Source organism: Nonomuraea sp. NPDC049607 (assembly GCF_040675375.1).
GTDB lineage: Bacteria > Actinomycetota > Actinomycetes > Streptosporangiales > Streptosporangiaceae > Nonomuraea.
Genome location: NZ_JBFAOV010000009.1, coordinates 208,222 through 234,829 on the forward strand (window position 1 = coordinate 208,222; position 26,608 = coordinate 234,829).

General features: G+C 71.5%; 22 protein-coding genes. 11 read left to right on the plus strand and 11 right to left on the minus strand.

The features are described from left to right. Nucleotides 1–7 precede the first annotated feature (7 nt). Nucleotides 8–3,154 (minus strand): PDZ domain-containing protein, encoded by a 3,147-nt coding sequence (locus tag AB0J97_RS20260; protein WP_364090772.1) that lies wholly within the window; start codon nucleotides 3,152–3,154, stop codon nucleotides 8–10. Between the two features lie 156 nt (nucleotides 3,155–3,310). On the opposite strand from AB0J97_RS20260, the gene AB0J97_RS20265 reads away from it, so the two are divergent. Together AB0J97_RS20265 and AB0J97_RS20270 are read left to right on the plus strand one after the other, a co-directional pair. Next, a complete protein-coding gene (locus AB0J97_RS20265; RefSeq protein WP_357698657.1) occupies nucleotides 3,311–3,733 on the plus strand; it encodes a hypothetical protein in 423 nt (140 codons plus the stop codon). A 49-nt stretch (nucleotides 3,734–3,782) separates the two neighbouring features. Further along, on the plus strand, nucleotides 3,783–4,751 hold the full coding sequence (locus AB0J97_RS20270) for a TIGR03557 family F420-dependent LLM class oxidoreductase (RefSeq protein WP_364090775.1): 969 nt from the start codon (nucleotides 3,783–3,785) through the stop codon (nucleotides 4,749–4,751). Nucleotides 4,752–4,775: 24 nt separating this feature from the next. Here the strand turns inward: AB0J97_RS20270 and leuS are convergent, their stop codons facing one another. Then, on the minus strand, nucleotides 4,776–7,256 hold the full coding sequence (gene leuS / locus AB0J97_RS20275; protein WP_364090778.1) for a leucine--tRNA ligase: 2,481 nt from the start codon (nucleotides 7,254–7,256) through the stop codon (nucleotides 4,776–4,778). 546 nt (nucleotides 7,257–7,802) lie between these two features. Here leuS and AB0J97_RS20280 point away from each other — a divergent pair. After that, nucleotides 7,803–9,449 (plus strand): hypothetical protein, encoded by a 1,647-nt coding sequence (locus AB0J97_RS20280; RefSeq protein WP_364090781.1) that lies wholly within the window; start codon nucleotides 7,803–7,805, stop codon nucleotides 9,447–9,449. A 33-nt stretch (nucleotides 9,450–9,482) separates the two neighbouring features. On the opposite strand, the gene AB0J97_RS20285 is transcribed toward AB0J97_RS20280, so the two are convergent. Beyond that, entirely contained in the window at nucleotides 9,483–10,724 is a 1,242-nt protein-coding gene (locus AB0J97_RS20285; protein ID WP_364090784.1) for a cytochrome P450, read from the minus strand. A gap of 231 nt (nucleotides 10,725–10,955) precedes the next feature. Between AB0J97_RS20285 and AB0J97_RS20290 the strand changes: the two genes are divergently transcribed. Further along, the gene (locus tag AB0J97_RS20290; protein WP_364090787.1) at nucleotides 10,956–12,029 is read left to right on the plus strand and encodes a methyltransferase domain-containing protein; all 1,074 of its coding nucleotides are present in this window, start codon (nucleotides 10,956–10,958) and stop codon (nucleotides 12,027–12,029) included. Nucleotides 12,030–12,115: 86 nt separating this feature from the next. On the opposite strand, the gene AB0J97_RS20295 is transcribed toward AB0J97_RS20290, so the two are convergent. After that, complete coding sequence (locus tag AB0J97_RS20295; protein WP_364090790.1) at nucleotides 12,116–12,973, minus strand: alpha/beta hydrolase; 858 nt, start codon at nucleotides 12,971–12,973, stop codon at nucleotides 12,116–12,118. Between the two features lie 30 nt (nucleotides 12,974–13,003). Next, complete coding sequence (locus AB0J97_RS20300) at nucleotides 13,004–13,408, minus strand: ester cyclase (protein ID WP_364090793.1); 405 nt, start codon at nucleotides 13,406–13,408, stop codon at nucleotides 13,004–13,006. Between the two features lie 49 nt (nucleotides 13,409–13,457). Between AB0J97_RS20300 and AB0J97_RS20305 the strand changes: the two genes are divergently transcribed. Then, nucleotides 13,458–14,093, plus strand: coding sequence for a TetR/AcrR family transcriptional regulator C-terminal domain-containing protein (locus AB0J97_RS20305; RefSeq protein WP_364090796.1), 636 nt, complete (start codon nucleotides 13,458–13,460; stop codon nucleotides 14,091–14,093). On the opposite strand, the gene AB0J97_RS20310 is transcribed toward AB0J97_RS20305, so the two are convergent. Then, entirely contained in the window at nucleotides 14,029–14,715 is a 687-nt protein-coding gene (locus tag AB0J97_RS20310; RefSeq protein WP_364090799.1) for a TetR/AcrR family transcriptional regulator C-terminal domain-containing protein, read from the minus strand. The two genes, AB0J97_RS20305 and AB0J97_RS20310, sit on opposite strands and share 65 nt — an antisense overlap. A 50-nt stretch (nucleotides 14,716–14,765) precedes the next feature. Here AB0J97_RS20310 and AB0J97_RS20315 point away from each other — a divergent pair, with 50 nt between their 5' ends. Next, nucleotides 14,766–16,247, plus strand: coding sequence for an FAD-dependent oxidoreductase (locus tag AB0J97_RS20315; RefSeq protein ID WP_364090802.1), 1,482 nt, complete (start codon nucleotides 14,766–14,768; stop codon nucleotides 16,245–16,247). Here the strand turns inward: AB0J97_RS20315 and AB0J97_RS20320 are convergent. Both AB0J97_RS20320 and AB0J97_RS20325 read right to left on the minus strand, forming a co-directional pair. Then, nucleotides 16,222–17,475, minus strand: coding sequence for a cytochrome P450 (locus AB0J97_RS20320; RefSeq protein WP_364090805.1), 1,254 nt, complete (start codon nucleotides 17,473–17,475; stop codon nucleotides 16,222–16,224). The genes AB0J97_RS20315 and AB0J97_RS20320 overlap by 26 nt on opposite strands. A gap of 61 nt (nucleotides 17,476–17,536) precedes the next feature. After that, nucleotides 17,537–19,081: a GMC family oxidoreductase N-terminal domain-containing protein gene (locus AB0J97_RS20325; protein WP_364090808.1), complete on the minus strand. Its 1,545-nt coding sequence runs from the start codon at nucleotides 19,079–19,081 to the stop codon at nucleotides 17,537–17,539. Nucleotides 19,082–19,229: 148 nt separating this feature from the next. Here AB0J97_RS20325 and AB0J97_RS20330 point away from each other — a divergent pair, with 148 nt between their 5' ends. The 5 genes from AB0J97_RS20330 (at nucleotide 19,230) to AB0J97_RS20350 (ending at nucleotide 23,549) form a co-directional block, all read left to right on the plus strand. Further along, nucleotides 19,230–20,765, plus strand: coding sequence for a long-chain fatty acid--CoA ligase (locus tag AB0J97_RS20330; protein WP_364090811.1), 1,536 nt, complete (start codon nucleotides 19,230–19,232; stop codon nucleotides 20,763–20,765). A 92-nt stretch (nucleotides 20,766–20,857) separates the two neighbouring features. After that, nucleotides 20,858–21,304: a MarR family transcriptional regulator gene (locus AB0J97_RS20335; RefSeq protein ID WP_357698691.1), complete on the plus strand. Its 447-nt coding sequence runs from the start codon at nucleotides 20,858–20,860 to the stop codon at nucleotides 21,302–21,304. Next, on the plus strand, nucleotides 21,304–21,966 hold the full coding sequence (locus tag AB0J97_RS20340; RefSeq protein ID WP_357698694.1) for an HAD family hydrolase: 663 nt from the start codon (nucleotides 21,304–21,306) through the stop codon (nucleotides 21,964–21,966). The genes AB0J97_RS20335 and AB0J97_RS20340 overlap by 1 nt, the downstream gene beginning before the upstream one ends. 9 nt (nucleotides 21,967–21,975) lie before the next feature. Next, nucleotides 21,976–22,956 carry an aminoglycoside phosphotransferase family protein gene (locus tag AB0J97_RS20345; protein ID WP_364090816.1) on the plus strand — a complete coding sequence of 327 codons (981 nt, stop codon included), beginning with the start codon at nucleotides 21,976–21,978 and terminating at the stop codon, nucleotides 22,954–22,956. A 74-nt stretch (nucleotides 22,957–23,030) separates the two neighbouring features. Next, nucleotides 23,031–23,549: a hypothetical protein gene (locus AB0J97_RS20350; RefSeq protein ID WP_357698699.1), complete on the plus strand. Its 519-nt coding sequence runs from the start codon at nucleotides 23,031–23,033 to the stop codon at nucleotides 23,547–23,549. A 12-nt stretch (nucleotides 23,550–23,561) separates the two neighbouring features. Here AB0J97_RS20350 and AB0J97_RS20355 read toward each other — a convergent pair whose 3' ends face one another. The 3 genes from AB0J97_RS20355 to AB0J97_RS20365 are packed head-to-tail and all read right to left on the minus strand — an operon-like array spanning nucleotide 23,562 to nucleotide 26,596. Then, nucleotides 23,562–23,924: a DUF488 family protein gene (locus AB0J97_RS20355; protein WP_364090820.1), complete on the minus strand. Its 363-nt coding sequence runs from the start codon at nucleotides 23,922–23,924 to the stop codon at nucleotides 23,562–23,564. A 60-nt stretch (nucleotides 23,925–23,984) separates the two neighbouring features. Beyond that, nucleotides 23,985–25,244, minus strand: coding sequence for a cyclopropane-fatty-acyl-phospholipid synthase family protein (locus AB0J97_RS20360; RefSeq protein ID WP_364090823.1), 1,260 nt, complete (start codon nucleotides 25,242–25,244; stop codon nucleotides 23,985–23,987). A gap of 2 nt (nucleotides 25,245–25,246) precedes the next feature. Beyond that, nucleotides 25,247–26,596, minus strand: a complete 1,350-nt coding sequence (locus tag AB0J97_RS20365; RefSeq protein ID WP_357698705.1) for an FAD-binding oxidoreductase — start codon at nucleotides 26,594–26,596, stop codon at nucleotides 25,247–25,249. Nucleotides 26,597–26,608: the final 12 nt, after the last annotated feature.

A 26,608-nucleotide genomic window follows, 5' to 3' on the forward strand; every position in this document is an offset into this window, starting at 1 on the left:
GGGAGGATCAGCCCAGCGGCGGCAGATCGGGCGCGGTGGCGGCCGGGCGCTCCTCAAGGGCGGCGAGCGCCAGCTCGACCGCCTTCTCCAGCTGCGGGTCACGGCCCGCCACCCGGTCCTGCGGCGTGATCACGACCTCGACGTCAGGATCGACGCCGTGGTTCTCCACGCCCCAGCCCGGCCCCTCCAGCCAGAACGCGTACCGCGGCTGGGTCACCACGGTCCCGTCCACGAGGGAGTAGCGCGAGTCGATGCCGATGACGCCGCCCCAGGTCCGGGTGCCGACCAGCGGGCCGAGGGCGCGGTTCTTGATCCCGGCGCTGACGATGTCGCCGTCGGACCCGGCGAACTCGTCGGCGACGGCCACGATGGGCCCGCGGGGCGAGTCCTCGGGGTAGCGCATCGGCTCGTAGCCGCGGGCCCGCGCCCAGCCGGTGACCCTGCGCGACAGCTTCTCCAGCACGAGCTCCGACAGGTGCCCGCCGCTGTTCTCGCGCACGTCCACGACCAGCCCGTCGTAGGCCATCTCGGTACGCAGGTCGCGGTGGAACTGCGCCCACCCGGTGGCCACCATGTCCGGTACGTGCAGGTAACCGAGCCTGCCGCCGGACGCCTCGCGGACGAAGGCCCGCCGGTTCTCCACCCAGTCGTGGTAGCGGAGCTGGCTGTCGTCGGCGAGCGGGGTGACGACGACCCGGCGCGGCGAGCCGCCGGCGGCGGGCCGCACGGTCAGCTCCACGGGCTGGTCGGCGGTGCCGGACAGCAGCGCGAGCGGGCCGCGTACCGGATCGACCGGACGTCCGCCCACCGCCACGATCGCGTCACCGGGACGGATCGCGACGCCGGGCGCGAGCAGCGGCGAGCGGGCCGCGTGGTCGGACGTCTCACCGGGCAGAATGCGCTCGACCCGCCACGTCCCGTCCTCGTCCTTGGCCAGGTCGGCGCCGAGCAGCCCCTGACGGCGGCGCGGATCGGTGACGCCGTCGTGGCCCCTGGCGTAGGCGTGCGAGGTGCCCAGCTCGCCCTGCACCTCCCACAGCAGGTCGATCAGCTCGGAGTGGCTGCCGAGGCGGGAGACCAGCGGCTCGTACCGGTCGAGCGTGGCCTGCCAGTCGTGGCCGCCCATGTCCTCGCGCCAGAAGTGGTCGCGCATGAGCCGTCCGGCCTCGCGGTAGCCCTGGAGCCACTCGGCGACCGGGTCGATCTGGACGGTGATGCGGTCGAGGTCGATCGTGACGACCTCGTCGCCCTCGCCGGCCGCCCGCGTCTGCAGCCCGTTCTTGCCGTTGGTGACGAGCCTGGTGCCGTCGCCGCTGACCTCGAAGGCGCGCACCTCCTTGCCCAGCTCGGCCTTGGCGCGCTTCTTGAGGTCGTAGCGTTCGAGCACGGTCTCGCTCGTCGGCTCGGTGCCGTCGCCGAGCTGGCCCGTGACGGGGTGGCGGAGCCACAGCAGCGCGTCCTTGGCGGTCCTGAGGTTGCCGTAGCGGCCCGCCGGCACGGGGACGGGCACCACCCGCGAGGCCAGCCCCTCGGGATCCACCTCGGTACGCGGCGGCGCGTCGTCCTTCTTGTCGTCCTTGGCCGGCTTGTCGTCCTCCCCGTTGAACCCGCGTCCCTGCAACGACGGGTCGAACGGCGACGGCGTGGTGGCCTGCAGCGGCACGATGTACGGCCGGCAGCCCGCCGGGAACGACAGGTCGAAGACGTGCGCGTCGTAGACCGGGTCGAACGTGCGCACCGACAGGAACGCCAGGTGCTTGCCGTCCTTGGTGAACATCGGGTCGTAGTCGGAGAAGCGCAGCGGCGTCACGTCGATCACGGACGTGCCGTCCACGCGGCCCATCTTGATCTGCGACAGCGGCTCGTGGTCGGGGTGCACCCAGGCCAGCCAGCCGGAGTCCGGCGAGAAGGTGAGCCCGCTGATGTCGCCCTGCGTGGTGCGGTCCAGCTCCCGCAGGTCGCCCGACTCCAGGTCCACGACCAGCAGCCGCCCGTCGTGGGTGGCCACGGCCGCGTGCTTGCCGTCGGGCGCGGCGGTCAGTTCGAGCACCCTGCCGAGCTGCCCGCCGGCCAGGGTCCTGATCTCGCCGCCCGGGGTGCCGACCTCCAGGCCGTCCTCGCCGCCGGCGTCCGAGACCCACACGGCCCGGCCGTCGGCGCCGAGGGCGCGCGGCAGGCGCACCCGCACGCCGGGTTCCACCCGGAGCGCGCCCGCGGGCCCGTCGCGGTGGGTCACCCAGTGCGCGGTGCCGCGGAGCTCGACCGCGCTGGCCCGACCGGTCGCGTCCGGCGAGAAGCCCCCGACGCGCGTGGGCGCGGGCCGCCGCGCCCGTCCCGGCCGCGGGCCGCCGAGCTTCACGTCCAGTTTGTACGGCTCCGCGTCCAGGCTCTCCAGCAGCCACAGGTCCCCGGCGTGGCTGTAGATCACCCGCCGGCCGTCGCTCGTGGCGTGGCGGGCGTAGAACTCGTCGTGGGTGGTGTGCCGGCGCACGTCGGAGCCGTCGGGGAGGGCCGAGTAGAGGTTCCCGGCGCCGTCCACGTCGGACAGGTAGACGATCCGGTCGCCGACCCAGTTGATCGCCCAGTACTGGGCCGGGCTGTCGGCGAACAGCCTGGTGAACTCCCCGTCGCCCTCGGCGTCGACCCAGATCTTGGCCGCCGTGCCGCCCTTGTAGCGCTTCCACTGGGACGGCTCGCGCCAGATCGGCGACACCGTGGCCACCTTCGAGCCGCTGACGGCCGCCTCGCCGACCCATCCGTACGGCAGCCGCGCCGCCGGCCCCCCGTCGAGCGGGACGGCGTACGCCCAGAGCCGGGTGCGCGACGCCTCCCCGGTGGAGCTGATCGCGAGCACGGCGTCGTCGCCGGCCCATCCGCGGACGCCGGTCATCGCGTTGCCCCAGTGCGTCAGCCGCGTGCCCTCGGGGCCGTCGAGCTCGGCCGCGAAAACCTCGGGGGCGCCCTCTTTGCCGCTGGTCCACGCGATGCGCGAGCCGTCGGGCGAGAACCGCGGGGAGGAGACCGGCACGCGGTCGGCGGTGAAGCGCCAGGCCCGGCCACCGGCGACGGGGGCGAGCCAGACATCGTCGTCGGCGACGAAGGTGACCAGGTCACCGGACAGGTGCGGGTATCTCAGGTATGCGCCATATGTCACAGCTAGACACTAATGCGAGACACCAAACCAGCTAAAGATTTTCTCTCACAGCAGCGCTCCACCGTACGCGAACAGCCAAGACCGTCCGATGCCCCGGATGTGCGAGGAGCGGCAGGGAAGGAGCTGAACGCCACAAATCACACACTGTGAGGAATCATGAGATTCATCGCCCGCCCGCACCAGCTCCCGCCCCGCCTGGCCGCCGCCGCCATCATCCTGAACTCCGGCTTCGGCAAGGCCGAGGCCGACGAGCAGACGGCGGCCGGCCTGCACGGCATGGCCTCGGGCACGTACCCGTTCCTGCGCGGCCTGGACCCGGTGGCCTTCACCAGGCTGCTGTCGAAGGGCGAGCTCGCCCTCGGGGCCGCGCTCGTCCTGCCGTTCGTGCCGTCGCTGCTGGCCGGCGCGGGGCTGACCGCGTTCGCGGCGGGCCTGCTCGGGCTCTACCTCAGGACGCCGGGCATGCGCGAGGAGGGCAGCCTGCGCCCGACCCAGCAGGGCATCGGCCTGTCCAAGGACCTCTGGCTGCTGGCCATCGGCCTGGGGCTGGTGATCGAGGAGCTCCGCAGTGACGATTGATCTCCGGACGCCCGACCCTAATGCGGACGAAGATGGGTAGCCCGACCATATGGTGCAAATCGGCTACACCTTGATGTCCGAGCAGACCCCGGCCCGCGAACTGGTGGACTATGCCGCCACCGCCGAACGCGTCGGCTTCGACTACGCGGTCATCTCCGACCACTACTTCCCGTGGATCGAGGAGATGGGCCACTCGCCGTACTGCTGGTCGGTGCTGGGCGCGGCGGCGCAGGTCACCGAGCGCCTGCCGCTCATGACGTACGTGACCTGCCCCATCATGCGCTACCATCCGGCGGTGGTGGCGCAGAAGGCGGCCACGATGGGCGTGCTGAGCGAGGGCCGGTTCACCCTGGGCCTGGGCGCCGGCGAGAACCTCAACGAGCACGTCGTGGGCGAGGGCTGGCCGCCGGTGGACACCAGGCACCGGATGTTCGCCGAGGCCGTGCAGATCATCAAGGAGCTGTTCAGCGGCGACTACGTCACCTACCAGGGCGAGTTCTTCGACGTCGACTCCGCCAAGCTCTACGACCTGCCCGAGGAGCAGGTGCCGATCGGCATCGCCGCCTCCGGCGGCAGGTCGGCCGAGATCGCCGCCGACCTGGGCGACGTGCTCGTCGTCAACGACCCGATGCCCGAGGTGGTGCAGCAGTTCCAGGCGGCCGGCGGCCACGGCAAGCCGGTCTACGGTCAGCTGCCGATCGCCTACGACACCGACCCCGAGGCCGCCAAGGAGCGGGCGCACCGGCTGTGGCGCTGGTCGGGCGTCGGCGGCTGGAAGGTCATGGCCGAGCTGCCCGGCCCGGTGAACTTCGCCGCCGCGGCCGGCTCGGTACGCCCCGAGGACGTCGCGAAGAGCGTGCCGTGCGGCGACGACCTGGACGCGGTCGTGCAGGGCGTCAAGAAGTTCGCCGACGCCGGGTACACCCACGTGGCGCTCGTGCAGATCGGGCACGAGCAGCAGGAGCCGTTCTTCGACTGGGCGGAGAAGGAACTCCTGCCGGCCCTGCGCCGGATCTGACCGGACGAGACCCGGGGGCCTCGCCTACGGGACGATGTTGACCAGCTTGGGCGCGCGCACGATCACCTTGCGCGGCGCGCCCTGGAGGTAGGCGGCCACCTTGTCGGAGGCCAGGGCCAGGGCCCGCAGCTCGTCCTCGGAGATGTCGGGGGCGACCTCCAGCCGGTCGCGCACCTTGCCCGCCACCTGCACCACGCACGTGACCGACTCCTGCACCAGCAGCGCGGGGTCGGCGACCGGCCAGCCGGCGAAGGCGACCGGAGCCGTGCGGCCCAGGCGCTCCCAGCCCTCCTCGGCGACGTAGGGCGCCACCAGCGACAGCATGACGGCCAGCGACTCGGCGGCCTCGCGCACCGCCGGGTCAGCCGCGCCGGGACCGGAGTCGATGGCCTTGCGCGCGGCCGAGGTCAGCTCCATCATGCGGGCCACCGCGACGTTGAAGCGCTGCGACTCGACCAGCTTGGTGACCTCGTCGATGGTGCGGTGGGTGACCTTGCGCAGCTCGGCGTCGCCGCCCTCGAACGACACGCCGGGCTCGGCGGTCGCCTCCGACATCACGCGCAGCGCGCGGGCCAGGAACTTCTGCGAGGCGGCCGGCGAGACGTCGGCCCAGTCGATGTCGTCCTCCGGCGGACCGGCGAAGATCATCGTCAGGCGGACGGCGTCGACGCCGAACTCGTCGATCTGCAGGCCCAGGTCGATGCCGTTGCCCAGGGACTTCGACATGGCCTTGCCGCCGTTGATCACCTGCCCCTGGTTCAGCATGCGCAGGAACGGCTCGGTGAAGCTCACCATGCCCATGTCGTGCAGGACCTTGGTGAAGAAGCGCGAGTACAGCAGGTGGAGGACAGCGTGCTCGATGCCGCCGACGTACTGGTCGATCGGGCCCCACTTGCGCACCTGCTCGGGGTCGAACGGCCCGTCGGTGTAGCCGGGCGAGGTGTAGCGCAGGTAGTACCAGGACGAGTCGACGAACGTGTCCATCGTGTCGGTGTCGCGCTTGGCCGGCCCGCCGCACTTGGGGCACTCGACGTTGACCCACTCGGTGGCGCTGGCCAGCGGGGAGACGCCCTTGGGCGCCAGCGCCTCGCCGCGCAGGTCGGGCAGCGTGACGGGCAGCTGCTCGTCGGGGACGGGCACCTCGCCGCAGTCGGCGCAGTGGATGATCGGGATCGGCGTGCCCCAGAAGCGCTGGCGGGACAGCAGCCAGTCGCGCAGCCGGAAGTTGACCGCGCCGGTGCCCCGGCCCTCGACCTCCAGGATCTCGATGATCTTGGCGATGGCCTCGACCTTGGTCAGGCCGTCCAGCGGGCCGGAGTTGACCAGCGTGCCCTCGCCGGGCGTGGCCTCGCCGGTCTCGCCGGGGTCGGCCAGGCCGGTGTGGACGACGACCTTGACCGGCAGCTCGAACCGCCGGGCGAAGTCGAGGTCGCGCTGGTCGTGGGCGGGCACGGCCATGATCGCGCCGTGGCCGTAGTCGGACAGCACGTAGTCGGCCGCCCAGACCGGGATGCGCTCGCCGTTGACCGGGTTGACCGCGTGGCGGCCCAGGAAGACGCCGGTCTTCTCCTTGTCGGTGGCCAGGCGCTCGATGTCGCTCAGCTTGGCGACCTCGGCGCGGTACGCCTCGAAGGCCGGACGCTGCTCGTCGGTGACGATCTCGTCGGCCAGCGCGGCGTCGACCGCGACGACGAAGAAGGTGGCGCCGTAGAGGGTGTCGGGGCGCGTGGTGTAGACGTGGACCGGCTCGTCGCGGCCCTCGATCTCGAACAGCACGTCGGCGCCCTCGGAGCGGCCGATCCAGTTGCGCTGCATGGTCAGCAGGCGCTCGGGCCAGCCGGTCAGCTGCTCCATGTCGTCCAGCAGGCGCTGGGCGTAGTCAGTGATCTTGAAGTACCACTGGGTCAGCTCGCGGCGGATGACGTCGGCGCCGCAGCGCTCGCACTTGCCCGCCACGACCTGCTCGTTGGCCAGCACCGTCTGGTCGTTGGGGCACCAGTTGACCAGGCCGCCCTTGCGGTAGGCCAGGCCGCGCTCGAAGAAGCGGTTGAACAGCCACTGGTTCCAGCGGTAGTACTCGGGGTCGCTGGTGTGCAGGCGGCGCGACCAGTCGAAGGAGATGCCGTAGCGCCGGAAGGAGTTGGCCTGCGTCTCGATGTTGGCGTAGGTCCACTCGGCGGGGTGGGCGTTGCGCTTGATCGCGGCGTTCTCGGCGGGCAGGCCGAAGGAGTCCCAGCCGATCGGGTGCAGGACGTTGTAGCCCTGCTGCATCCAGTAGCGCGCGACGACGTCGCCGATGGCGAACACCTCGCCGTGGCCCATGTGCAGGTCGCCCGACGGGTAGGGGAACATGTCGAGCATGTAGCGCCGCTCCCGGGGGTCGGCCGCGTCCTCGCTCGCCCGGTAGGGCTCCTGTTCCTCCCATCGCTGCTGCCACTTGGCCTGCAGCGCCTGCGGGTCGTACTCACTCACGGCTACTGTCCTTCTGGCTTGACTCGGACCCATAAGAAAACCCCTCGTGCACGACGAGGGGTAGCCGCGACGGCGAGACCTCTCAGGGCCGTCGCGGCCCGCTAAGAAGCAGGGTCGCGGAACGCATGTGTCAAGCCTAGCGCACGTCTTCCGCGGAATGCAGATACTCGGACGACCGGCGCAGGCACAATAGACCCTTCAGGTCCAGCGAGACCTGATGGTGATGTATCCGTTGTGACCTCATATGTCCCTTTAGAATACTGTCGTCGCGTGGTGTACCCAGCTGAGCCAAGTCGACCGGAGGGCGACCTGCCGCTGCAGGATCCGCCAACCGATCCGCACGGCTTCGCTCGTTTCGCTGCGAAACCAGCCGTATCTCCTGGAAAATCCCATGAGATCATGCCTGGTACGTCAAATCCGGATATAGCGGCACATCCGGACACAACCTCGGGAGGGCCGGCAGCAATGGCAACGGAGAATTCCTCGAGCTCCGGGGCGTCGCACCTGCCACCGTCCTGGCCGGAGGTCCGCAACGACGTACCTTCCTCCTGGCCGTCCGGCGGGCAGGAGCCCCCCGGCGTGCCGACGTCGTGGCCGGAGACCGCCCAGGCCCAGCCGTCCTGGCCCGACGCGCCGCAGGCGCCCTCCTGGCCCGAACCGCCGCGCGCCGACGCCTCCTGGCCCGACGCCCCGCGCAACGGCTCCCCCCGCAACGACCCGCGCGGCGACATGCACAACGACATGCGCAGTGACATGCGCAGCGACCCGCGCTCGCACCAGCAGGGCGGCGACGCGTCGTGGCCGGAGCCGGCGCGGCCGTCCTGGCCGGAGCCGCCGCGGCAGGAGCAGGGCTGGCCCGAGACGCCCCGCCAGGAGGCCCCCGTCTCCTGGCCGGAGCAGTCGTCGCCGGTCCGGCCGCAGGACCCGGTGCCCGCCTGGTCGCAGCCGCCGACGCCGTCCCCCGGCGCGTGGTCCAACCTCTCCTCGCCCGCGCCCTGGCCCAACAGCCCCTCGGCCGCCCCCTCCGTGCCCGCCGGCGACCCGCTGGACCACACCGTCACGCTGGGCCGCGCGCCCGGCCCGCTCGACGCCCCCGTCCGGCCCGGGCCGTCGCCGCTCGACGGCCCCGGCGCGCCGCCCGCCCACCCGGCCGACGAGCACACCGTCATGTACGGCGGCCGCCAGGCCGACACCATGATCGGGATCGGCGACAACGGGATGCAGCCCGGCCCGCTCGCGGCGGCCCACGTCGGCGCGCCTCCGACGGGCCCCGGCATGCCCGGCGCCCCCGGCGCCCCCGGCATGCCCGGCGGGCCCGCCGACGGCCACCCCGACGACCAGAACCGCCCCGGCTCCAACCTGAACCGCGACCCCTCCGACCCCGACCGCCGGTTCGTCACGGCCGGTCAGATCAGCGGCTCGCGCACCCCGCCTCCCGACCGCCAGCAGGAGCTCTGGAACAACGTCTTCGGCGACGAGTACGAGGGCGACTCCCTGGACGACGAGCCGGGCAAGCCCATCTGGATCTACGCGCTCGGCGGCTCGGTCGTGATCGCCCTGATCGCGGCGCTGCTGTGGGCGTTCCTCGCGGGCCCGCTGGCCGGCGAGGACACGCCGGAGAGCAAGACGGCCTCCTCCCCCGCGGCCTCGGCCGGCCCCACGAAGGGGGGCACGGGCAAGCCGTCCACCACGATCCCCGCCCTGCCCAAGTACCCGGGCAAGGCGTCCCCGGTGACCGGGCGGGTGGAGGACGCGGCGGCCGGCGTCTCCCTGCCCCGCCTGGGCGGCACCTGGCAGCTCGACCAGCGCGCCACGGTCAAGTCCACCTTCGGCTACGACACCCGCCAGTACGTGCAGGTCGCGCCCGAGAAGTTCGCCCAGGTCATGTCGGGGCCGCTCCCGGCGAACCTGTCCTCCCTCTACCAGGAGGACGACCTGGAGCCGGTCATCAAGCGCATGGTGCTCCAGGCCCGCAAGGACTTCTACCCCGCCGGCAACAAGGTCAGGAAGATCGCGCAGCAGCCGATCAAGGTCGGGACCGCGACCGGCCGCCTCATCGCGTACGCCATGACCTCCGGCAAGGCCAAGGCCACGATCGTCACGATGGCGGTCAACACCGGCGGCGACGTGCCCGCGATCGTGTTCGTGTCGATCCCGGACGAGGGCAAGCAGCTCCTCCCGGACATCCGTACGGTGATGAACCAGCTCAAGCTGAGCGCACAGTAACGCTGGGCCCCGGGCGTCGCCGCGGCGCCCGGGTCAGAACGTGCACTCCATGTGCTTGATCCCGTTGATGAACGAGGAGTGCAGGCGGTCGGGCCGGCCGCCCTCGATCTGCGGCACCCGCCGCAGCAGCTCGCGGAACATCACCGTGATCTCCCGCCGGGCCAGGTGGGCGCCGAGGCAGAAGTGCGGCCCGGGCCCGCCGAAGCCGACGTGCGGGTTGGGGTGGCGGGTGATGTCGAAGCGGTACGGGTCGGCGAACACCCGCTCGTCCCGGTTCGCCGCCCAGTAGAACAGCACCACCTTCTCGCCCCGGCGATAGAGGTGGCCGTTCATCTCGTGGTCGCGGGTGACCTTGCGGCGCATGAAGTTCACCGGCGAGGCCAGCCGGACGATCTCCTCCACGGCCCCGGGGGCGCGGCCCTCGACGTCCTCCAGCCACAGGGCGCGCTGGTCGGGGTTCTTGGTGAGCAGGCGCAGGCCGTAGGAGATGGCGTTCCTGGTGGTCTCGTTGCCGGCCACCACCAGCAGGATGAAGAAGGACCCCAGCTCCTGCATCGTCAGCCGCTCGCCGTCGATGTTGGCGTTGACCAGCGAGGACGTCAGGTCGTTCGTGGGGTTGGCGGTGCGGTGCGCGGCGAGGTCCTGGACGAGCTGCTGCAGCTCCATGCCGGCGGTGAGCAGGCGGGTGGCGAGCTGGTCGAGGTCGTCGCCGGTGTACTCGGGGTCGAAGCCGCCCAGGATGATGTTCGAGCGGTCGAAGACGAACCGGTAGTCGCGCTCGGGGATGCCCATCATGTCGCAGATGATCTTCAAGGGCAGGCGCGCGGCCACGTCGGTGACGAAGTCGCCGCCGGGACCGGCGGCCACCAGGTCGTCGACGATCCGTACGGCGGCGGCCTCGACGTCCGACTCGAACTGTTTGATCATCTTGGGGGTGAACGCGCGGGAGACGATCCTGCGCAGCCGGGCGTGCCGGGGGTCGTCCATGTTGATCATCGAGCCGAAGTACTCGGTGAACTCGGCGGGCATGTCGGGGATGTTCGTCGCGCCGCCGTCGCCGGAGCAGAAGACCTCGGGGTTGCGGCTCGCCTCCAGGATGTCGGCGTGCCTGGCCAGCGCGTAGTAGCCGGGCCCCTTGGGCGCGACGGCCATCTCCATCTCCTCGAAGAAGGCCGGCGTCTGTCGGGCGCGCAACCGGTCGAACGCCGCCTCGCGCTCGCTCATGGGCCTGGCCCAGAAGTTCCGGTCCGAAAGGTCGAAGTCCAGGACGGTCATAGGGCCATCATTCGGAAAGCGACCACTTACGTCAATGGTTGTCACGTACACCGTACGTGGCAACACCGGAAAAACCTGTGGTTCCTGGGGCCGGGGACTTTGTAGGGTTCCGCGCATGACGTTCTTCTTCCTCCTCGGCTAGCGATCCGCCGGCGGGCCGTGGGCTGACCCACCGCCGGTGATGCGGGGCGGCCTGTCGCCGTCCCGGGTCGCGACGTGGGAGAAGAACAGTTGCTCACCTTGGCGGTGGCCAGGGCGGTGCGTGGCACCGAGCCCTTGGTCGCGGCGGAGATCAGGCGTGCCCGTTTCGGGGCGGTCGTCGGCGTCCGTCGTCGGGAGGTGTGGTTCGAGACCAGGCCAGGAGCCGGGCTCCTGGGGTTGCGCACGGCGGACGACGTGCTGCTGGCCGCGGCCGTGGTGGACGGGGTCGGCCACGGCCGCTCCGCGCTCGCCCGGCTGGCGCGGGCGGCCCGCGGGATCGCCCCCGACGGGTCCGGACCCTCCGATTCTTCCGGCGTCTCCGGCATGGAGGTGTCGGCCTCGTTCGCAGGACGCCGCAACTACACCAGGTACGACATCGAGGACGCCGTCGGCCACGAGCTGGCCCGGTCGTGGCGGCTGCGCTACCACTCCCGGCGGGGCGGCGGCCGGCCGCCGTCGGGCGCGATGGCCTGGCGGGTGACGATCGAGGGCGACCTGGCGGTGATCGCCCGGCGGACCGGGGACCGGCCGCTGCACCGCAGGCCGTACAAGACGTCCTCGATCCCGGGCACGCTGCACCCGCCGCTGGCCGCCGCGATGGCCCGGCTGGCCGGGCTGGACGCGGCGGACTTCCGGGGCGTCGTGCTCGATCCCTGCTGCGGTGCGGGCACGACGCTCATCGAGGCGCACGTGCTCGCGCCGCACGCCGGGCTCGCCGGGTTCGACCGCGACCCGGCCGCCGTCGCGGCGGCGGCCGCGAACGCGCGGGCGGTCCTGCCCGCCGCCGCTCCCGGCCCGTTCCGCTGGGGGCTCGCCGACGCCGGACGGCTCCCGGTCGCGGACGGGAGCGTGCGGCGGGTGCTGGTGAACCCGCCGTGGGGACGGCAGGTGCCGCCGCGCGGCCTGCTCGGGCACGGCCTGGACCCGCTGTGGCGGGAGCTGCGCCGGGTGCTGGAACCCGGCGGCCTGGCCGTGGCGCTGCTCCACGACGATCCCGGCGCCGGCGGTGGGACGCCGGCCGGATTCGGGGTCGAGGAGGCGGTCCAGGTGAGCCTGTCGGGGCTGCACCCGGTGATCACCGTACTCAGAAGGCGGTCCAGGTGAGCCTGTCGGGGCTGCACCCGGTGATCGCCGTGCTCAGGAGACGGGCCGGATGAGCCTGTCGGGGCGGCACGCGGTGACCGCCGCGCTCAGGAGGCGGGGCCGAGCCAGTCGAGGATGAGGCGGTTGACCTCCGCGGGCCGCTCCAGGTGCAGGAAGTGGCCCGCGTCCGCCACCTGCTCGGCCCGCGATCCCGGCGGCAGGCTCCCGGCCGCGTCCTTGGCCATCTCCACGCCCATGCACCCGTCCCGTTCGCCGTGCAGGTAGAGGACCGGGCCCGCGGTGGCCGGGTCGACGTCCGGGTAGCGGCCCGAGGGGGGTGTGGTGCCGAGCGCCGCGCGGTAGTAGCCGATGGCCGCCGCCAGGTTGGCGGGCTCCCCGAGGCTGCGCCGGACGAACTCCAGGTCCTCGGCCGGGTCGTAGCCGGGCGACCAGTCCCGCCACAGCCGTTCGAGGAAGGCCGGGTCGGCGGCGGCGCTCTCGGCCAGCACGGTCTGGAACAGGAAGATGTAGAACGACCGCTTGAGCTGCTCGTAGGCCAGCAGCCCGGGAAGCTGCGCGCCCGGCGGCGGCACCGCGAGCGTGACGGCCCTGCGGAAGCGCCCGGCCAGGGCGTAGGCGGGGAAGGCCCCCCAGTCGTGCCCGACGATGACGGCGTCGTCGCCGCCGCCCAGCTCCTCGTGCAGCGCGCGCACGTCGGCGACCAGGGCCGCCTCCTCGTACGCGCCGTCGGCCGGGACCTCGGTGGGCGCGTAGCCGCGGCTGAACGGCGCGACCGCGCGGTAGCCGCGTTCGGCCAGCTCGGGCATCAGGTGCCGCCAGGTGTGGGCGGTGTCGGGGAACCCGTGCAGGCACAGGGCCAGCGGCCCCTCCCCCACGGTCAGATACGCGAACTCCACACCGTTGGCGTGGATCGTCCTGATCTCCATGAATGCGAAACCTAGCATTCGCCCTCTTCCGGCGGGGAGAAGTGGGCGTCAGTCGACCTCCGGCCAGTCCCAGCCGAGCTGGAGGAACAGGCCCAGCCGGTCACTGACCGCGCGGATCTCGCTGATGCGCCCTTCGCGCAGGGTCACCAGGAAGATCGCCTCGACCTCGAAGCTGCGCCCGGTGGGGACGGGCATGCGCGGGTGGGTGCCGGAGTGCGTGCCCGACATGCGGATCCTGGCTACCAGCTTCTCCCCTTCGGCGACGACCTCCTCGACCTCGATGTGGAACGGGTCGAACGCGTCGAGCTGCATCCGGATGCCCTCGAAGGCGGCGCCGGGCTCGTCCGGCTCACCGAAGATGATCTTGTTGTGGTCGACGACGCCGGGGGCCAGATAGGCGCCCAGGTCGTCGAGGCGGCGTTCGTTGACGGCGGCGAAGAACTCGGCGATCACGACCGGAACCCTCTCTCTTACGGTGTAAGACGGGAGTATCTTACGGTGTATGAGAGAGCGGATGTCAAGGGAGCGGGTGCTGGAGGCGGCGCTCGACCTCATCGACCGCGAGGGCGCGGCCGGGCTGTCGATGCGCAAGCTGGGCAAGGAGCTCGGCGTGGAGGCGATGACGCTCTACTACTACGTGCCGAACAAGGACGCGGTCCTCGACGGGCTGGTCGAGCTGGTGCTCTCCCGCGTCACCGTCGAGCCGTCGGGCGACTGGCGGGTATGGGCGAAGGCGTTCGCCGAGTCGATCAGGGCCGAGCTGCTGCGGCATCCCGCGCTCATGCCGGTGGTGGCGATCAGGCCGGTGGCCACGCCGGGCGCCCTGGGCATGGTCGAACGCGCCGCCGCCGCGCTGACCCGGGCGGGATTCACCGCCAAGGAGGCGCTGCACGTGATCAACGCGGTGTCCACGTTCGTGATCGGGCACACGCTGGCCGAGGCGGGCCCGGACAGCCCGGAGCAGCCCGACCTGGACCTGGCGGACTATCCGGTGCTGGCGCGGGCGGTCGCCGACGGCCTCGGCACGCCCGAGGACCACCGGGAGCGCTTCGACCTGGCCGTCGAGGCCCTGCTCAGCGGACTTGCTCCGCGAACCCCCGCAGCAGGCACGCCAGCCCGAACTCGAACTGCTCGCTGAAGCTCAGGTCGTCGGCCTCGGCCACCCGCCGGTTGAACTCCGGATAGGCGCCACCGGCCATCACCTCGCGGACGTAGGGGCCGATCGCGGCCCGCCACTCCTCCTCCGACAACCCCGTACGGCGCCGCGCCTCCTGCTCGGCCAGTTCCTTGGCCACCGCGCCCAGCACGTAGTCGCCGATCACCCCGATCACGGCGGCGGCCCGCGTGATGTCGGAGGTCAGCGGCCGGACGGCGGACAGGGCGTGCTCCACCCGGCGCAGCGAGTTGGGCCCGAGCGCCGGCCTGCTGGTCATCAGCGCGGCCAGCCACGGATGGCGCAGCACGCCCGCGCGCTGGTCACGGGCCACCCCGGCCAGGTCGGCCCGCCAGTCGCCGGTCAGCTCGCCAGGAGCGCCCTCGCCCCACACCGCGTCGACCATCAGGTCGAGCAGTTCGTCGCGGTTCTCCAGGTAGCGGTAGAGCGAGGTGGTGCCCGACTTGACCTCGGTCGCCACCCGGCGCATGGACACCGCGTCGAGGCCCTCGGCGTCGGCCACCGCGATCGCGGCCCGCACGATCGCCTCGACGCTCAGGGCCCGACGCTTCGGCGCGTACGGCTCGCGACTCCAGACCAGTGACATCCGGCTCCCCCCTCTGGCCTTCATCGTACGCCTGTGGTTACAGTGTTCCCATGACGGAAACAGTGTTCCCACAAACGCATGACGTCCTGATCGTCGGTGGTGGCAGCGTCGGACTGAGCGCGGCCGTGTTCCTCGCCCGTCACGGCGTGCGCGCCCTGGTCGTCGAGCGCGAGCCAGGCCCGCGGGCGCACCCCCGCGCCACCGGCCTCGGCCCGCGGACGGTCGAGCTGCTCCGCGAGGCGGGCCTGGAGCAGGCCGTGAACGAGGTGGCCGTCGACATGTCCGTCGCGACCCTCGGCAAGATCACCGTGGACACCCTGGCCGGCGCCGACCTCGCCGCGATCGCGGCCGGTCTGCCCACCCGTACGCAGGCGTTCGACACGATGACCTACACCCCGGCCCGGCTGCGCGGGGTCTGCCCGCAGAACCGGCTGGACCGGGTGCTGCTCGACGCCGCCCGCGAGCGCGGCGCGCGGGTCGCGTACGACACCGAGCTGCTCTCCCTGGAGCAGGACGCCGACGGCGTGACGGCGGTCGTGTCCGGCCCGGACGGCACCCGCACCCTGCGCGCCCGCTACGTGATCGCCGCGGACGGCGTGCGCAGCGGAGTGCGCGCCACGCTCGGCATCGGCGTGACCGGCCCCGGCGCGCTCGGCCCCGAGCTGCACAACGTCATGTTCCACGCCGACCTGAGCCACCTGACCGGCGAGTACGGCTTCGCGCTCGCCGAGATCACCAACCCTGAGGCGCCCGGGATGCTCATGGCGATCGACGGCGCGACCGAATGGGTCTTCCACACCGCCCAGGAACCGAGCCCCGACCTGCTCAGGACCGCGATCGGCGACCCGGGGCTGAAGGTCGAGATCGTCAGCGTGCTCGGCTGGCGGGCCCGCGGCCAGATCGCCGACCGGTTCCGGGAGGGGCGGGTCTTCCTGGCCGGCGACGCGGCGCACGCCGTGCCGCCGACGGGCGCGTTCGGGCTCAACACCGGGGTCGCCGACGCGCACAACCTGGCCTGGAAGCTGGCCCGGGTGTTGTCCGGCCGGTCGGCGCCCGCGCTGCTGGAGAGCTACCACGACGAGCGGCGGCCGGTCGCGCTGCTGGCGATGGAGCAGTCGCTGCTGCGGATGCGGGACCTGCGGATGCACTTCGGCCACGGCCCGGAGGCCGCCCGGCTCAGGGCGGCGGCGGGCGCGGTCAACGCCCCGATCGTGCATCTCGGCTACCGCTACGGCGGCCCGTCGGCGGCCGAGGGGCTGCCCTCGACCGAGGACGTGACGCTCTGCCTCGACGGCTCGCCCGGCTCACGGCTGCCGCACGTGTGGATCGGCGAGCGTTCCACCCTCGACCTGGTCGGCCCCGATTTCAGCGTGTTCACCGGGACGCCGGTGCCCGATCCCGGCGTCCCGGTGCACGTGGTCGAGGGCTGGCCGTACGGGACCGTGCTGGTGCGGCCGGACGGGTTCGTGGCCTGGCGCGGCGAGGACGACGCCCTGGCCGAGGCGGTCAGAACGTGTACGGCAGGTGCTTGATCCCGTTGATGAAGTTCGACAGCAGGAAGTCGGGCTCACCGGCCGTCCGGATGCCGGGCAGGCGGGTGAACAGCTCGCGGAACATCACGCTCATCTCCCTGCGTGCCAGGTGGGCGCCCAGGCAGTAGTGGGGCCCCGGGCCGCCGAAGCCGACGTGCGGGTTGGGGTCGCGGGTGATGTCGAAGACGTCCGGGTCGGTGAAGACGGACTCGTCGCGGTTGGCCGAGTTGTAGAAGAGCAGCACCTTGTCGCCCTTCTTGTACGGCACGCCGTTCAGCTCGTGGTCCCGGGTCAGCGTGCGGCGGAACTGGATCACCGGGGTCGCGTAGCGCACGATCTCGTCGCACGCCTTGCCGATGCGCGCGTCGAAGTCGGCCAGCAGCAGGTCGCGCTGGCCGGGATGGTCGGTGAACAGCTTCAGGCCGTAGGCGATCGCGTTGCGGGTGGTCTCGCTGCCGGCGACCACCAGCAGGATGAAGAACGAGCCCAGCTCCTGCGGGCTGAGCCGCTCCTCGCCGCCCACGAGCAGGCTGACCAGGTCGCCGGTCGGCCGTCTGCGGCGCTCGTCGCCGAGGCGGGCGGCCATCCGGTTCAGCGAGTAGCCGGCGTGCAGCAGCCTGGCCAGGCCGCGGGCGACGTTGACGCGGCTGAAGTTCGGGGCGATGCCGGTGTACTCGGGGTCGGCGTTGCCGAGGATGACGTTGGTCCGCCGCAACACGAGGTCATGAAATTTCGGCGGGATGCCCATCATGTCGCAGATGACCCGTACGGGGAGCCGGGCGGCGACCTGCGCCACGAAGTCGTCCGGCCCCCGCTCGATCGCCTCGTCCACGATCTCGGCGGCGGCCCTGGCCAGGTCCTCCTCCATCTTGGACAGGATGCGCGGGGTGAAGGCCCTGGAGACGATCCTGCGCAGGCGGGCGTGGCGGGGGTCGTCCATGTTGATCATGGAACCGAAGTAGACGCTGAGCCAGCGCGGCATGTCGGGGATGCTGTTGGAGCACGGCTCGCTGCTGAAGACGGCCGCGTTCCTGCTGGCCTCGGTCACGTCGGCGTGCCGCACGAGGGCGTGGTAGCCGGGGCCGCCGCCGATGAACGGCATGGTCTGCTCCGGCACGAAGAGGGGCCGTTCGAGCCCCCGCAGCCGCCGGAAGGTCTCCAGGCGGTCGGCCTGCGGCAGCCCCCAGAACGGTATCTGCGAGATGTCCAGGTCCGTGGAGAGCGTCATACCGTACAAGCCTTGGGCAAGTGCTCACTTACGTCAAGGTCCGCCGGGGCGCGGCGCCCGGCTACCGGTTCCCGAGGATCAGCTCGGAGCCCTTCTCGCCGATCATGATCGCCGGGGCGTGGGTGTGGCCGCGGTTGAGCGTCGGCATGACCGACACGTCCACCACCCTGAGCCCTTCGAGGCCGCGCACCTTGAGCGACGGGTCCACGACCGACCCCTCGTCCGTGCCCATCCGGCAGGTGCCGACGGGGTGGTAGAGGGTCTCGCCGCGCTCGCGCACCCACTGGGCCAGCTCCTCGTCGCTCTCCGGCCCCCAGTACGGCGCCATCGGCCCGCCCGCGTACCGCTTCATCGCGCTCGTCGCGAACACCTGCTTGGCCGTCCTCAGCCCGGCGACCAGGCGTTTGACGTCGGCCTCCGCGCTCAGGTAGCCGGGGTCGATCAGCACGTCCCGGCCGTTCAGCCCGACCCGGCCGCGGCTCTCCGGTTGCAGCAGCACGACGCCGACGGTCAGGCCGTGCCCGGTCGGCGGGGTGAGCCCGTGGTTCACGAACGGGCCGGGGGCGAAGACGAGCTCGATGTCGGGGGCGGGCTCCTCGTCCGAGGTCCGGACGAAGGCGACCGCCTCGCCGACGTTCGTGGTGAGCATGCCCGAGCGCAGCACGACGTAGCGCAGCAGGTTCACCAGGGACTCGGCCTTGGTCAGGGTCACCGGCTCCCTGCACTCGACGTACACGCCGGAGGCGAGGTGGTCCTGGAGGTTCTTGCCGACCTCGGGCAGCTCGCGCACGACCGGCACCCCCGCCTCGCGCAGCTCCTCGGGCGCGCCCACCCCCGAGCGCATCAGCAGGTACGGCGAGCCGATCGCCCCCGCCGACAGGACGACCTCCTTGGCCGCCCTGACCAGGGTGCCGCCGCTGTGCTCGATGCCGACGGCGCGGGCGCCCTCGAACACCACGCGGTCCACGCCCGCCCCGGTGAGCACCGTGAGGTTGGGCCTGGCGGCGGCCGGGCGCAGGTAGGCGTCGGCCGCGCTCCACCGGCGGCCGCGGTTCTGGGTGACGGGCGTGGGGCAGCAGCCCTCGTTGGAGCGGCCGTTCAGCTCGTCGAGCCGGGTCAGGCCCAGCTCCTCGCAGGCCCGCAGGAAGGCCGCCGTGGTGACGTTGGGGCTGCGCAGCTCGGAGACGTAGAGCGGGCCGGAGGTGCCGTAGACGCCGCCGTGGTTGCTGCCGACGCGCTGCTCGGCCCTGGTGAAGTACGGCAGCACCTCCTCGTACGTCCAGCCGGGCACCCCCCACTGGTCGTAGTCCTCCTGGCAGCCGCGCACCCACATCTGGGCGTTGAGCGAGGACGAGCCGCCGATCACCCGGCCGCGCGGCCAGTAGAGCTCGCGGCCGGACATCTCGTCCTGCTTGGCCGTCGTGAAGTTCCAGTCGTAGTCGGTCTTGAACAGCTTGGCGAACCCGGCGGGCATGCGGATCTCCAGCTTGTCGTCATGCCCGCCCGCCTCGACCAGCGCCACCGACACCGACGGGTCCGCCGACAGCCGGTTGGCCAGCACGCACCCGGCGGACCCCGCTCCGACGATCACGTAGTCGTACTGCATGAGCACTCCAGGGGGCTAAGTAACCTTCCACTTGCTTACTCCAGGTGAGCCGGTGCGTCCATATGCATCTGTAACCTCTGTTACCTACCGGTCGGTATGTAGGGGCTGCCAAGATGGCGGCAAGCGCGTACAGAGGAGGAAGGCGTTCATGCTCAACTTGTCGGTCGTCCTGGAGGACAGCGCCAGAAACAACCCCGACGGCACGGCGATCGTCTTCGGTGACATGCGCCTGCCGTACGGCATGATCGACACTGTCGCCCGCCAGGTGGCGAACCTGCTGGTGTCGCGTGGCATCGGCAAGGGCGACAAGGTGGCCCTGGCCTGCCCCAACCTGCCGTACTTCCCGTTCGTCTACTTCGGCATCCTCAAGGCCGGCGCCACGGTGGTGCCGCTGAACGTGCTGCTGCAGAGCCGGGAGATCGCCTACCACCTCGACGACAGCGACGCCAAGGCGCTGTTCTGCTTCGAGGGCTCGCCGGAGCTGCCGCTGGGCGAGCGCGGCAAGGCGGGGTTCGAGGCCGCGGACGGCTGCGAGCACTTCTTCGTGCTGCCCGCCACCCCGCTGGCCACCGAGTCCCCGTACGGCGAGACGGTGTGGGCCGCGCTCAACGGCGTGCCGGCCGACTTCGAGACCGTGCAGACCGCCCCCGAGGACACCGCCGTGATCCTCTACACCTCGGGCACCACCGGCCAGCCCAAGGGCGCCGAGCTCAGCCACCAGAACATGCTGATGAACGCGCTGATCAGCGACAGGATGTTCCCCCGCTCCGAGGGCGGCGACACCTATCTCGCGGTGCTGCCGCTGTTCCACTCCTTCGGCCAGACGACCGTCATGAACACCGCCTTCATGCGCGGCGCGACCGTCGTGCTGATGCCGCGCTTCGAGCCGGGCGAGGCCCTCGACCTCATGCGCAAGGAGAACGTGACGACCTTCGCCGGCGTCCCGACGATGTACTGGGGCATGCTGACGAAGATCCACGCCGAGGGCGCCGAGGCGCCGCGGAGCCTGAAGGTGGCCGTGGCCGGCGGCGCGTCCTCGCCGGTCGAGGTGCTGAAGGACTTCGAGCAGACCTTCGGCTTCGGCATCCTGGAGGGCTACGGCCTGTCGGAGACCTCCCCGGTGGCCAGCTTCAACCAGCTCGGCCGGCCCACCAAGCCCGGCACGATCGGCACGCCCATCTGGGGCGTGGAGATGAAGCTGATCGACGGCGACTGGAAGACGGTCGAGGGCGAGGGCCCCGGCGAGATCGCCATCCGCGGCCACAACGTCATGAAGGGCTACTACGGCCGCCCTGAGGCGACGGCCGAGGTGATCAAGGACGGCTGGTTCCGCACCGGCGACATCGCCACCCGCGACGCCGACGGCTACTACGCGATCATCGACCGGGCCAAGGACATGATCATCCGTGGCGGCTTCAACGTCTACCCGCGTGAGCTGGAGGAGGTGCTCATGACCCACGAGGCCGTGTCGCTGGCGGCCGTCGTGGGCGTGCGGCACGAGTCGCACGGCGAGGAGGTCAAGGCGTACGTCATCCGAACGCCCGGCTCGTCGGTCACCGAGGACGAGCTGATCGCCTGGGCCAAGGAGAACATGGCCGCCTACAAGTACCCGAGGATCGTCGAGTTCCGCGACGCCCTGCCGATGACGGCCACCGGCAAGATCCTCAAGCGCGAGCTCCGCTGACCGGCCCCGCCGACCACGAGGGCGCGGGCGCGAGCCCGCGCCCTCGTCTTTCCTGACAGCGGGCCGGCAGACGATCAGGAAGAGGTTCTGGAGTGTCCACCGATCCGAGCGCGGTCTTCCGCCGCTACCTGGGCGCGATGGTGCTCAACAGCCTGGCCGCCGCCGAGGCGGCCGGGCTCAACGCCACCGACTACTACGCGCTCAACCTGCTCGACCTGCACGGGCCGCTCACCTCCGGCGAGCTGGCCGTGCAGACCGGGCTGACGACCGGCGCCACCACGCGGCTCATCGACCGCCTGGAGAAGGGCGGGTTCGTACGGCGCGTGCCCGACCCCGCCGACCGGCGCAAGGTGATCGTCGAGGCGGTCGCCGAGCCGCCGGGCCTCGACGCCGTGCTGGCCGGCACCAGGAGCAGGCTGGCCGGCCTGGTCAGGGCCTACTCCGAGACCGAGCGGGCCACGCTGTTCGACTACTTCGGCCGCGCCGCGTCCGCCTACCGGGACGCCACCGACGAGATCGTCTCGTCCCGGCGCGGCTGATGCGGCCGCTCGCGCTGTTCGACCTGGACAACACGCTGATCGACCGGCTGGCCGCGTTCCGGCTGTGGGCGGCCGAGTTCGCCGCGGGGCGCGGGCTGGGCCCGGACGCCGTGAACCGGCTGGTACGGCTGGACGCCGACGGATCCGTGCCGATGGACCTCTTCTTCGCCCGCGTACGCGAACGCTTCGCCCTGGCCGAGCCCGTCGAGGAGCTGTGGCGGGACTACCGGGCCAGGCTGCCGTTCCTGGTGGAGTGCCGGGCCGAGGTGCTGGCGGGGCTCGACCGGCTGCGGGCGGCCGGGTGGGCGGTCGGGATCGTGACGAACGGGATGGCCGACAACCAGACGGGCAAGATCCGGCGTACCGGGCTGGCCGAGCGGGTGGACGGATGGGCGATCTCCGGCGCGGAGGGCGTGCGGAAGCCCGATGCGCGGCTGTTCGAGATCGCCGCCGGCCGGTGCGGGGCCGTGCCGGCGGGCGGCTGGATGGTGGGCGACGACCCGGACAAGGACGTCGCGGGCGGCCGCGGCGCCGGAATGCGGACGATCTGGATCGACCGTGGGACGGGCGTGGCCCGTCCCCAGGCGGACGTGACGGTGGAGGACGTGCTCGCGGCCATGGAGGCGTTGACCGGGATGCCGGGGAGCGGGGGCGGTCGCTAGCGTGGGCCCATGCGTAGCAAGCCCGCGGATCTGGACGAATCGCTGCTGACGTCCGCCCTGGAGGCGTGGGGGATCGAGGCCGCCGGGCCGGCGTACGCGCCGGTGGGCTTCGGCGACCACCACTGGATCGCGACCGGCGCCGACGGACGGCGCTGGTTCCTCACCGCCGCCACCCTGCCCGCCGAACCGGACGAACGCGGCTCGCGGGCGGCGTTCCGGGAGCTGGGGAGGGCGCTGGAGACGGCGGCGGCGCTGTCCGCGACCCTGGGGTTCGTGGTCGCGCCCGTGCCGGACCTCGACGGCGGCGCGCTGCTCCGCCCGCTCGCCCCCCGGTACGCGCTGAGCGTCTTCCCCTTCATCGATGGCGTCACCGGCGATTTCGGCGACGAGCCGAGCGACCAGGAACGCGCCCAGGTCATCGACCTGCTGGCCGAGCTGCACGCCACACCCCCGCCCCCGTCGGCCCCGCTGCGCCCGCTGGAGCCGGCCGGACGGGCGGCGCTGGAGCGGGCCCTCGCCGAGACCAGCCGCCCGTGGACCGGCGGCCCGTACGCCGAGCGCGCCAGAGCCCTGCTCGCCCGCCACGCCGGAGCCCTGCGCGCCCGGCTGCGCGACTTCGACCGCGGATCGCGCGACCTCGGCCCTCTCGTCCTCACCCACGGCGAACCGCATCCGGGCAACCTGCTCCGGCACCGGGGCCGCTGCCTGCTGGTCGACTGGGACACCGTCGGCCTGGCCGTACCGGAACGGGACCTGTGGCTGGTCGCCAGGACCCCCGAGGACCTGGCCAGGTACGCGGCCGCCACCGGCCGTACGCCCGACCCCGCCGCCCTGGCCCTCTACCGGCTGCGCTGGAGCCTCGACGACGTCGCCGGGTACGTCGCCTGGTTCCGCGCCCCGCACGGCCACACCCGCGACGCCGAGCTGAGCTGGCAGTTCCTCACCGGTGCGGTCGATGACCTGGCCGACGGCGTGGCCTCCGCCCTTTAGCCCCGACATGCCCGCATACTGGCACCACTCCCCTCATGCACGACCTGCTTCGCCTGTCCCCTGAGGAGGAGATCATGAGGTTTTGGGTGGTCGCCGGCGCGTTGACGGCACTGCTCGCGGACCCCGCCGCGGTCGCCGTCGCCTCCGCCGGGCTGCCACTCCCGGACGACCCCGTCATGGAGGACGGCACCGAGCGCTCCGAGAACGAGACCAACCCGCAGGGCGCCCGTCCGTCCACCAAGGGCGGCACCTGGACGGGCATCAAGGTGCGCCCGCGCCGTCCGCGCCAGGACAGCGACGTACGCGTGCTCATCCACTGCGACGACGGCGCGACCGACGCGGTCGTGTCCGCCAAACCCTTCAACCCGCCGGGCTCGTTCCTGCCCGCCACGGCGCTCGGCGTCGGCCTGAAGAACGGCCGCGGCTTCGACACCAAGTACATCGCCTACGACGCGCTGCTCGGCCCGCGCGTGGTCAGGCTCCAGTGTGTGCGCATCAAGATGCTGGAGCACCCGCGCAGGCGGATCGTCCGGCTGGTCAGCAGGGACAGCACCGTCGTCCTCGTCCGGCCGTTCAGGAAGGACCACTACTGAGCGCGCTCGGGTTCAGTCCCCGATCAGCTCCGCGAGCACCGCGGCCTCGCTGATCTCGGGCTGCTTCGTCGCGGTGAGCAGGGTCAGCGTGCCCTTCCCGGCGAGTTCGCGCAGGTGCGCCACCGCCTCGGCCCGCTCCGGCTCGGCCAGCTCGCTCCGGTAGCGGTGGCCGAACTCCTCGAACCGGTCGGGGTCGTGCTTGTACCAGGTGCGCAGCTCGGTCGAGGGGGCCACCTGCTTGCACCATTCGTCGAGGTGGGCGTCGGCCTTGGCCAGCCCGCGCGGCCACAGCCGGTCGACCAGCACCCTGGCGCCGTCGTCCGGCTCGGGCTCCTCGTAGACCCGGCGCACCCGCACCTTGTGCCCAGCCGTCACCGTCGCCCCCTTCTCCCGCCGGGCGGGTCGGGAGAGGGCCGAGGGCCCCCTCCCCGTCCGTCACGGCCAGTTGACCGCCGGGCGCAGCTGCACGCCGGACCGGCCGTCGTCGTCCAGCTTGACGCCCAGCACCTGGTGGAGCTGGACCTTGTTACGCTCGAAGCCCACGATGCAGCCGGCCATGTACAGGGCCCACACCCGGGCCGTGCCCATCCCGACCTCCTGGACGGCCTCGTCCCAGTTGGCGTCGAGGTTGTCGCACCAGTGACGCAGGGTCTTGGCGTAGTGCTCGCGCAGGTTCTCCTCGTGGCGGATCTCGAAGCCGATGTCCTCCATCTGCCTGACCAGCCAGCCCACGGACTCCAGCTCGCCGTCGGGGAAGACGTAGCGGTTGATGAAGCCGCCCTTGTTGAACGTCTTCTCCTTGCCCGTCGGACGGGTGATGCAGTGGTTGAGAATGCGGCCGCCGGGCTTGAGCTTGCCGTACAGGAACTCGAAGTACGACGGGACGTTGTCCTTGCCGATGTGCTCGGTCAGGCCGATCGAGCTGACGGCGTCGAAGCCGGTCTCGCGCACGTCGCGGTAGTCCATGAAGCGCACCTCCGCGAGGTCCTGGAGACCCGCGTCGGCGATCGCCTTCTGGGCCCACTCGGCCTGCTGGCGGCTCAGGGTCACGCCCAGGGCCTTGACGCCGTAGTGCTTGGCGGCGTGGATGACCATGCCGCCCCAGCCGCAGCCGACGTCGAGCAGGCGCATGCCGGGCTTGAGGTCGAGCTTCCTGGCCACCAGGTCGAACTTGGTGTACTGGGCCTCCTCCAGCGTCGCGCCCTCCTCGGGGTAGGTCGCGCACGTGTAGGCCATGGACGGCCCGAGCACCCAGCGGTAGAACCGGTTGGACACGTCGTAGTGGTGGTGGATCGCCTCGGCGTCACGCTGCTTGGCGTGGCGCGAGCCGAGCCGGGCCAGGGCGCTCTGACGCACCTCCTGCGGGGGCGGCGGCACCCGCATGAGCAGCGGCTTGACGCCCAAGGACCGCACGGCCGCGAGCTTCTCACCCGCGGTCAGGTCGTTGGTGGTGATGTTCCACATACGATCGAGCAAGGTGTACAGATCGCCATGCACGTCGATGTGACCGGAAATGTACGCCCTGGCCAGGCCCAGCTCCCCAGGGGCCTGCGCCAGATAGGCCACCGCGATGGGCGACTTGACCTCAAGGCCGAGATCGGCGCCGTCAGGACCGGCCTTGCTGCCGTCGTAGGCCATGAACGAGATGTTCGCGTCAGAGCCGACGATCTTCTCAAAGATGCTTGCGAGAGCCATGCTCACCTTCCCCGTACACACTTTTCGTACAGGTCCAGCAGGCGACCGTTCGGGTCGTATTCCCGCTTGACCGGCCAATAAGCATCACCGTTGTACAGCTCCCAGAACTGCTCACGGGCGTAGAAGGAGGTCGAGTAGAGCGACTTGTGGCCGTCCAGCTCGTGCACCGAGTCCTCGATGAGCTTGTTGTAGTAGCCGTCGAACTGGCCGCGCGGCAGCGGGACCATGCCCCAGAAGCCGAAGTTGACGTAGAGCTTGCCGGGCTCCAGCGGGTACAGCGGCCAGCGGGAGCTCGCCCGCAGCGGGCACATCCACACGGGGGTCATGCCCACCTTGTCGTGGAAGAACTCCAGGAACTGCGCGCCGCGCTCGATGGGCACCTCGACGTCCTGGATGACCGACTCCTGGACGGGCTGGTCGCGCCACCGGTCGATGCGGGCGGTCAGGCCGGTCCGCCGGTCGAGGGCGACCAGCCTGCGGTAGACGTCGGAGCGCATCCAGCGGCGCGGCATCAGCGAGCGGACCACCGGCTGCTGCACGCCGAACGCCCGCGAGCACCAGAACCAGTCGGTGTCCCAGCGCCACAGGTAGTCGTGGATGCTCAGCCAGTCGCGGCTGCGCTGCCTGATCGACTGGTAGTAGATGCGCATGCCGGTGTAGTCGGAGACGTAGGGCGCGCGGTCGGCGAAGCGGCCCAGCGTGATGTACATCTCCTCCGGGTCGAAGAAGACGCCGTCCACGAAGTCGACCTGCTCGCCGTCGTGGACCATGCTGTCGCTGATCTCCTGCATGGCCAGCATGCACTTGGCCGCGTCGGTGAACCTGATGTGCGTCAGGTGCACGTACGGCTGGACCTTGCGGAGCTTGATCCGGATGCGCAGCGCGTAGCCGAGCGTCCCGTAGGAGTTGGGGAAGGCGCGGAACAGATCCTGGTGCTCGTTGTCGTCACGGGCCACGATGATGCGGCCGTCGCCGGTGAGGATCTCCAGTTCCTCCACCGACTCGTGCGGAAGGCCGTCCCTGAAGCTGGTCGACTCGATGCCGAGGCCGGTGACGGCGCCGCCGAGCGTGATCGTCTTGAGCTGCGGCACCACGTACGGCATGAGCCCGTGCGGCAACGTGGCCTCGACCAGGTGCTCGTACGTCGTCATGCCCTGGACCTCGGCCGTCATCGTCACCGGGTCCACGCTGATGACTTCGTCCAGGTCCCTGGCCGACAGCTTGGCCGTCTTGCCCCCGTCACGGAACCTGAACAAGTTGGACGTGGACTTGGCCAACCGGGGAGCGGCGTCGCCGGGGATCTCGGCGTAGGACTGCCGGATCTGCTCTACTGCCCGTTGGTGTGTCGACATCGTCGTCGTCAC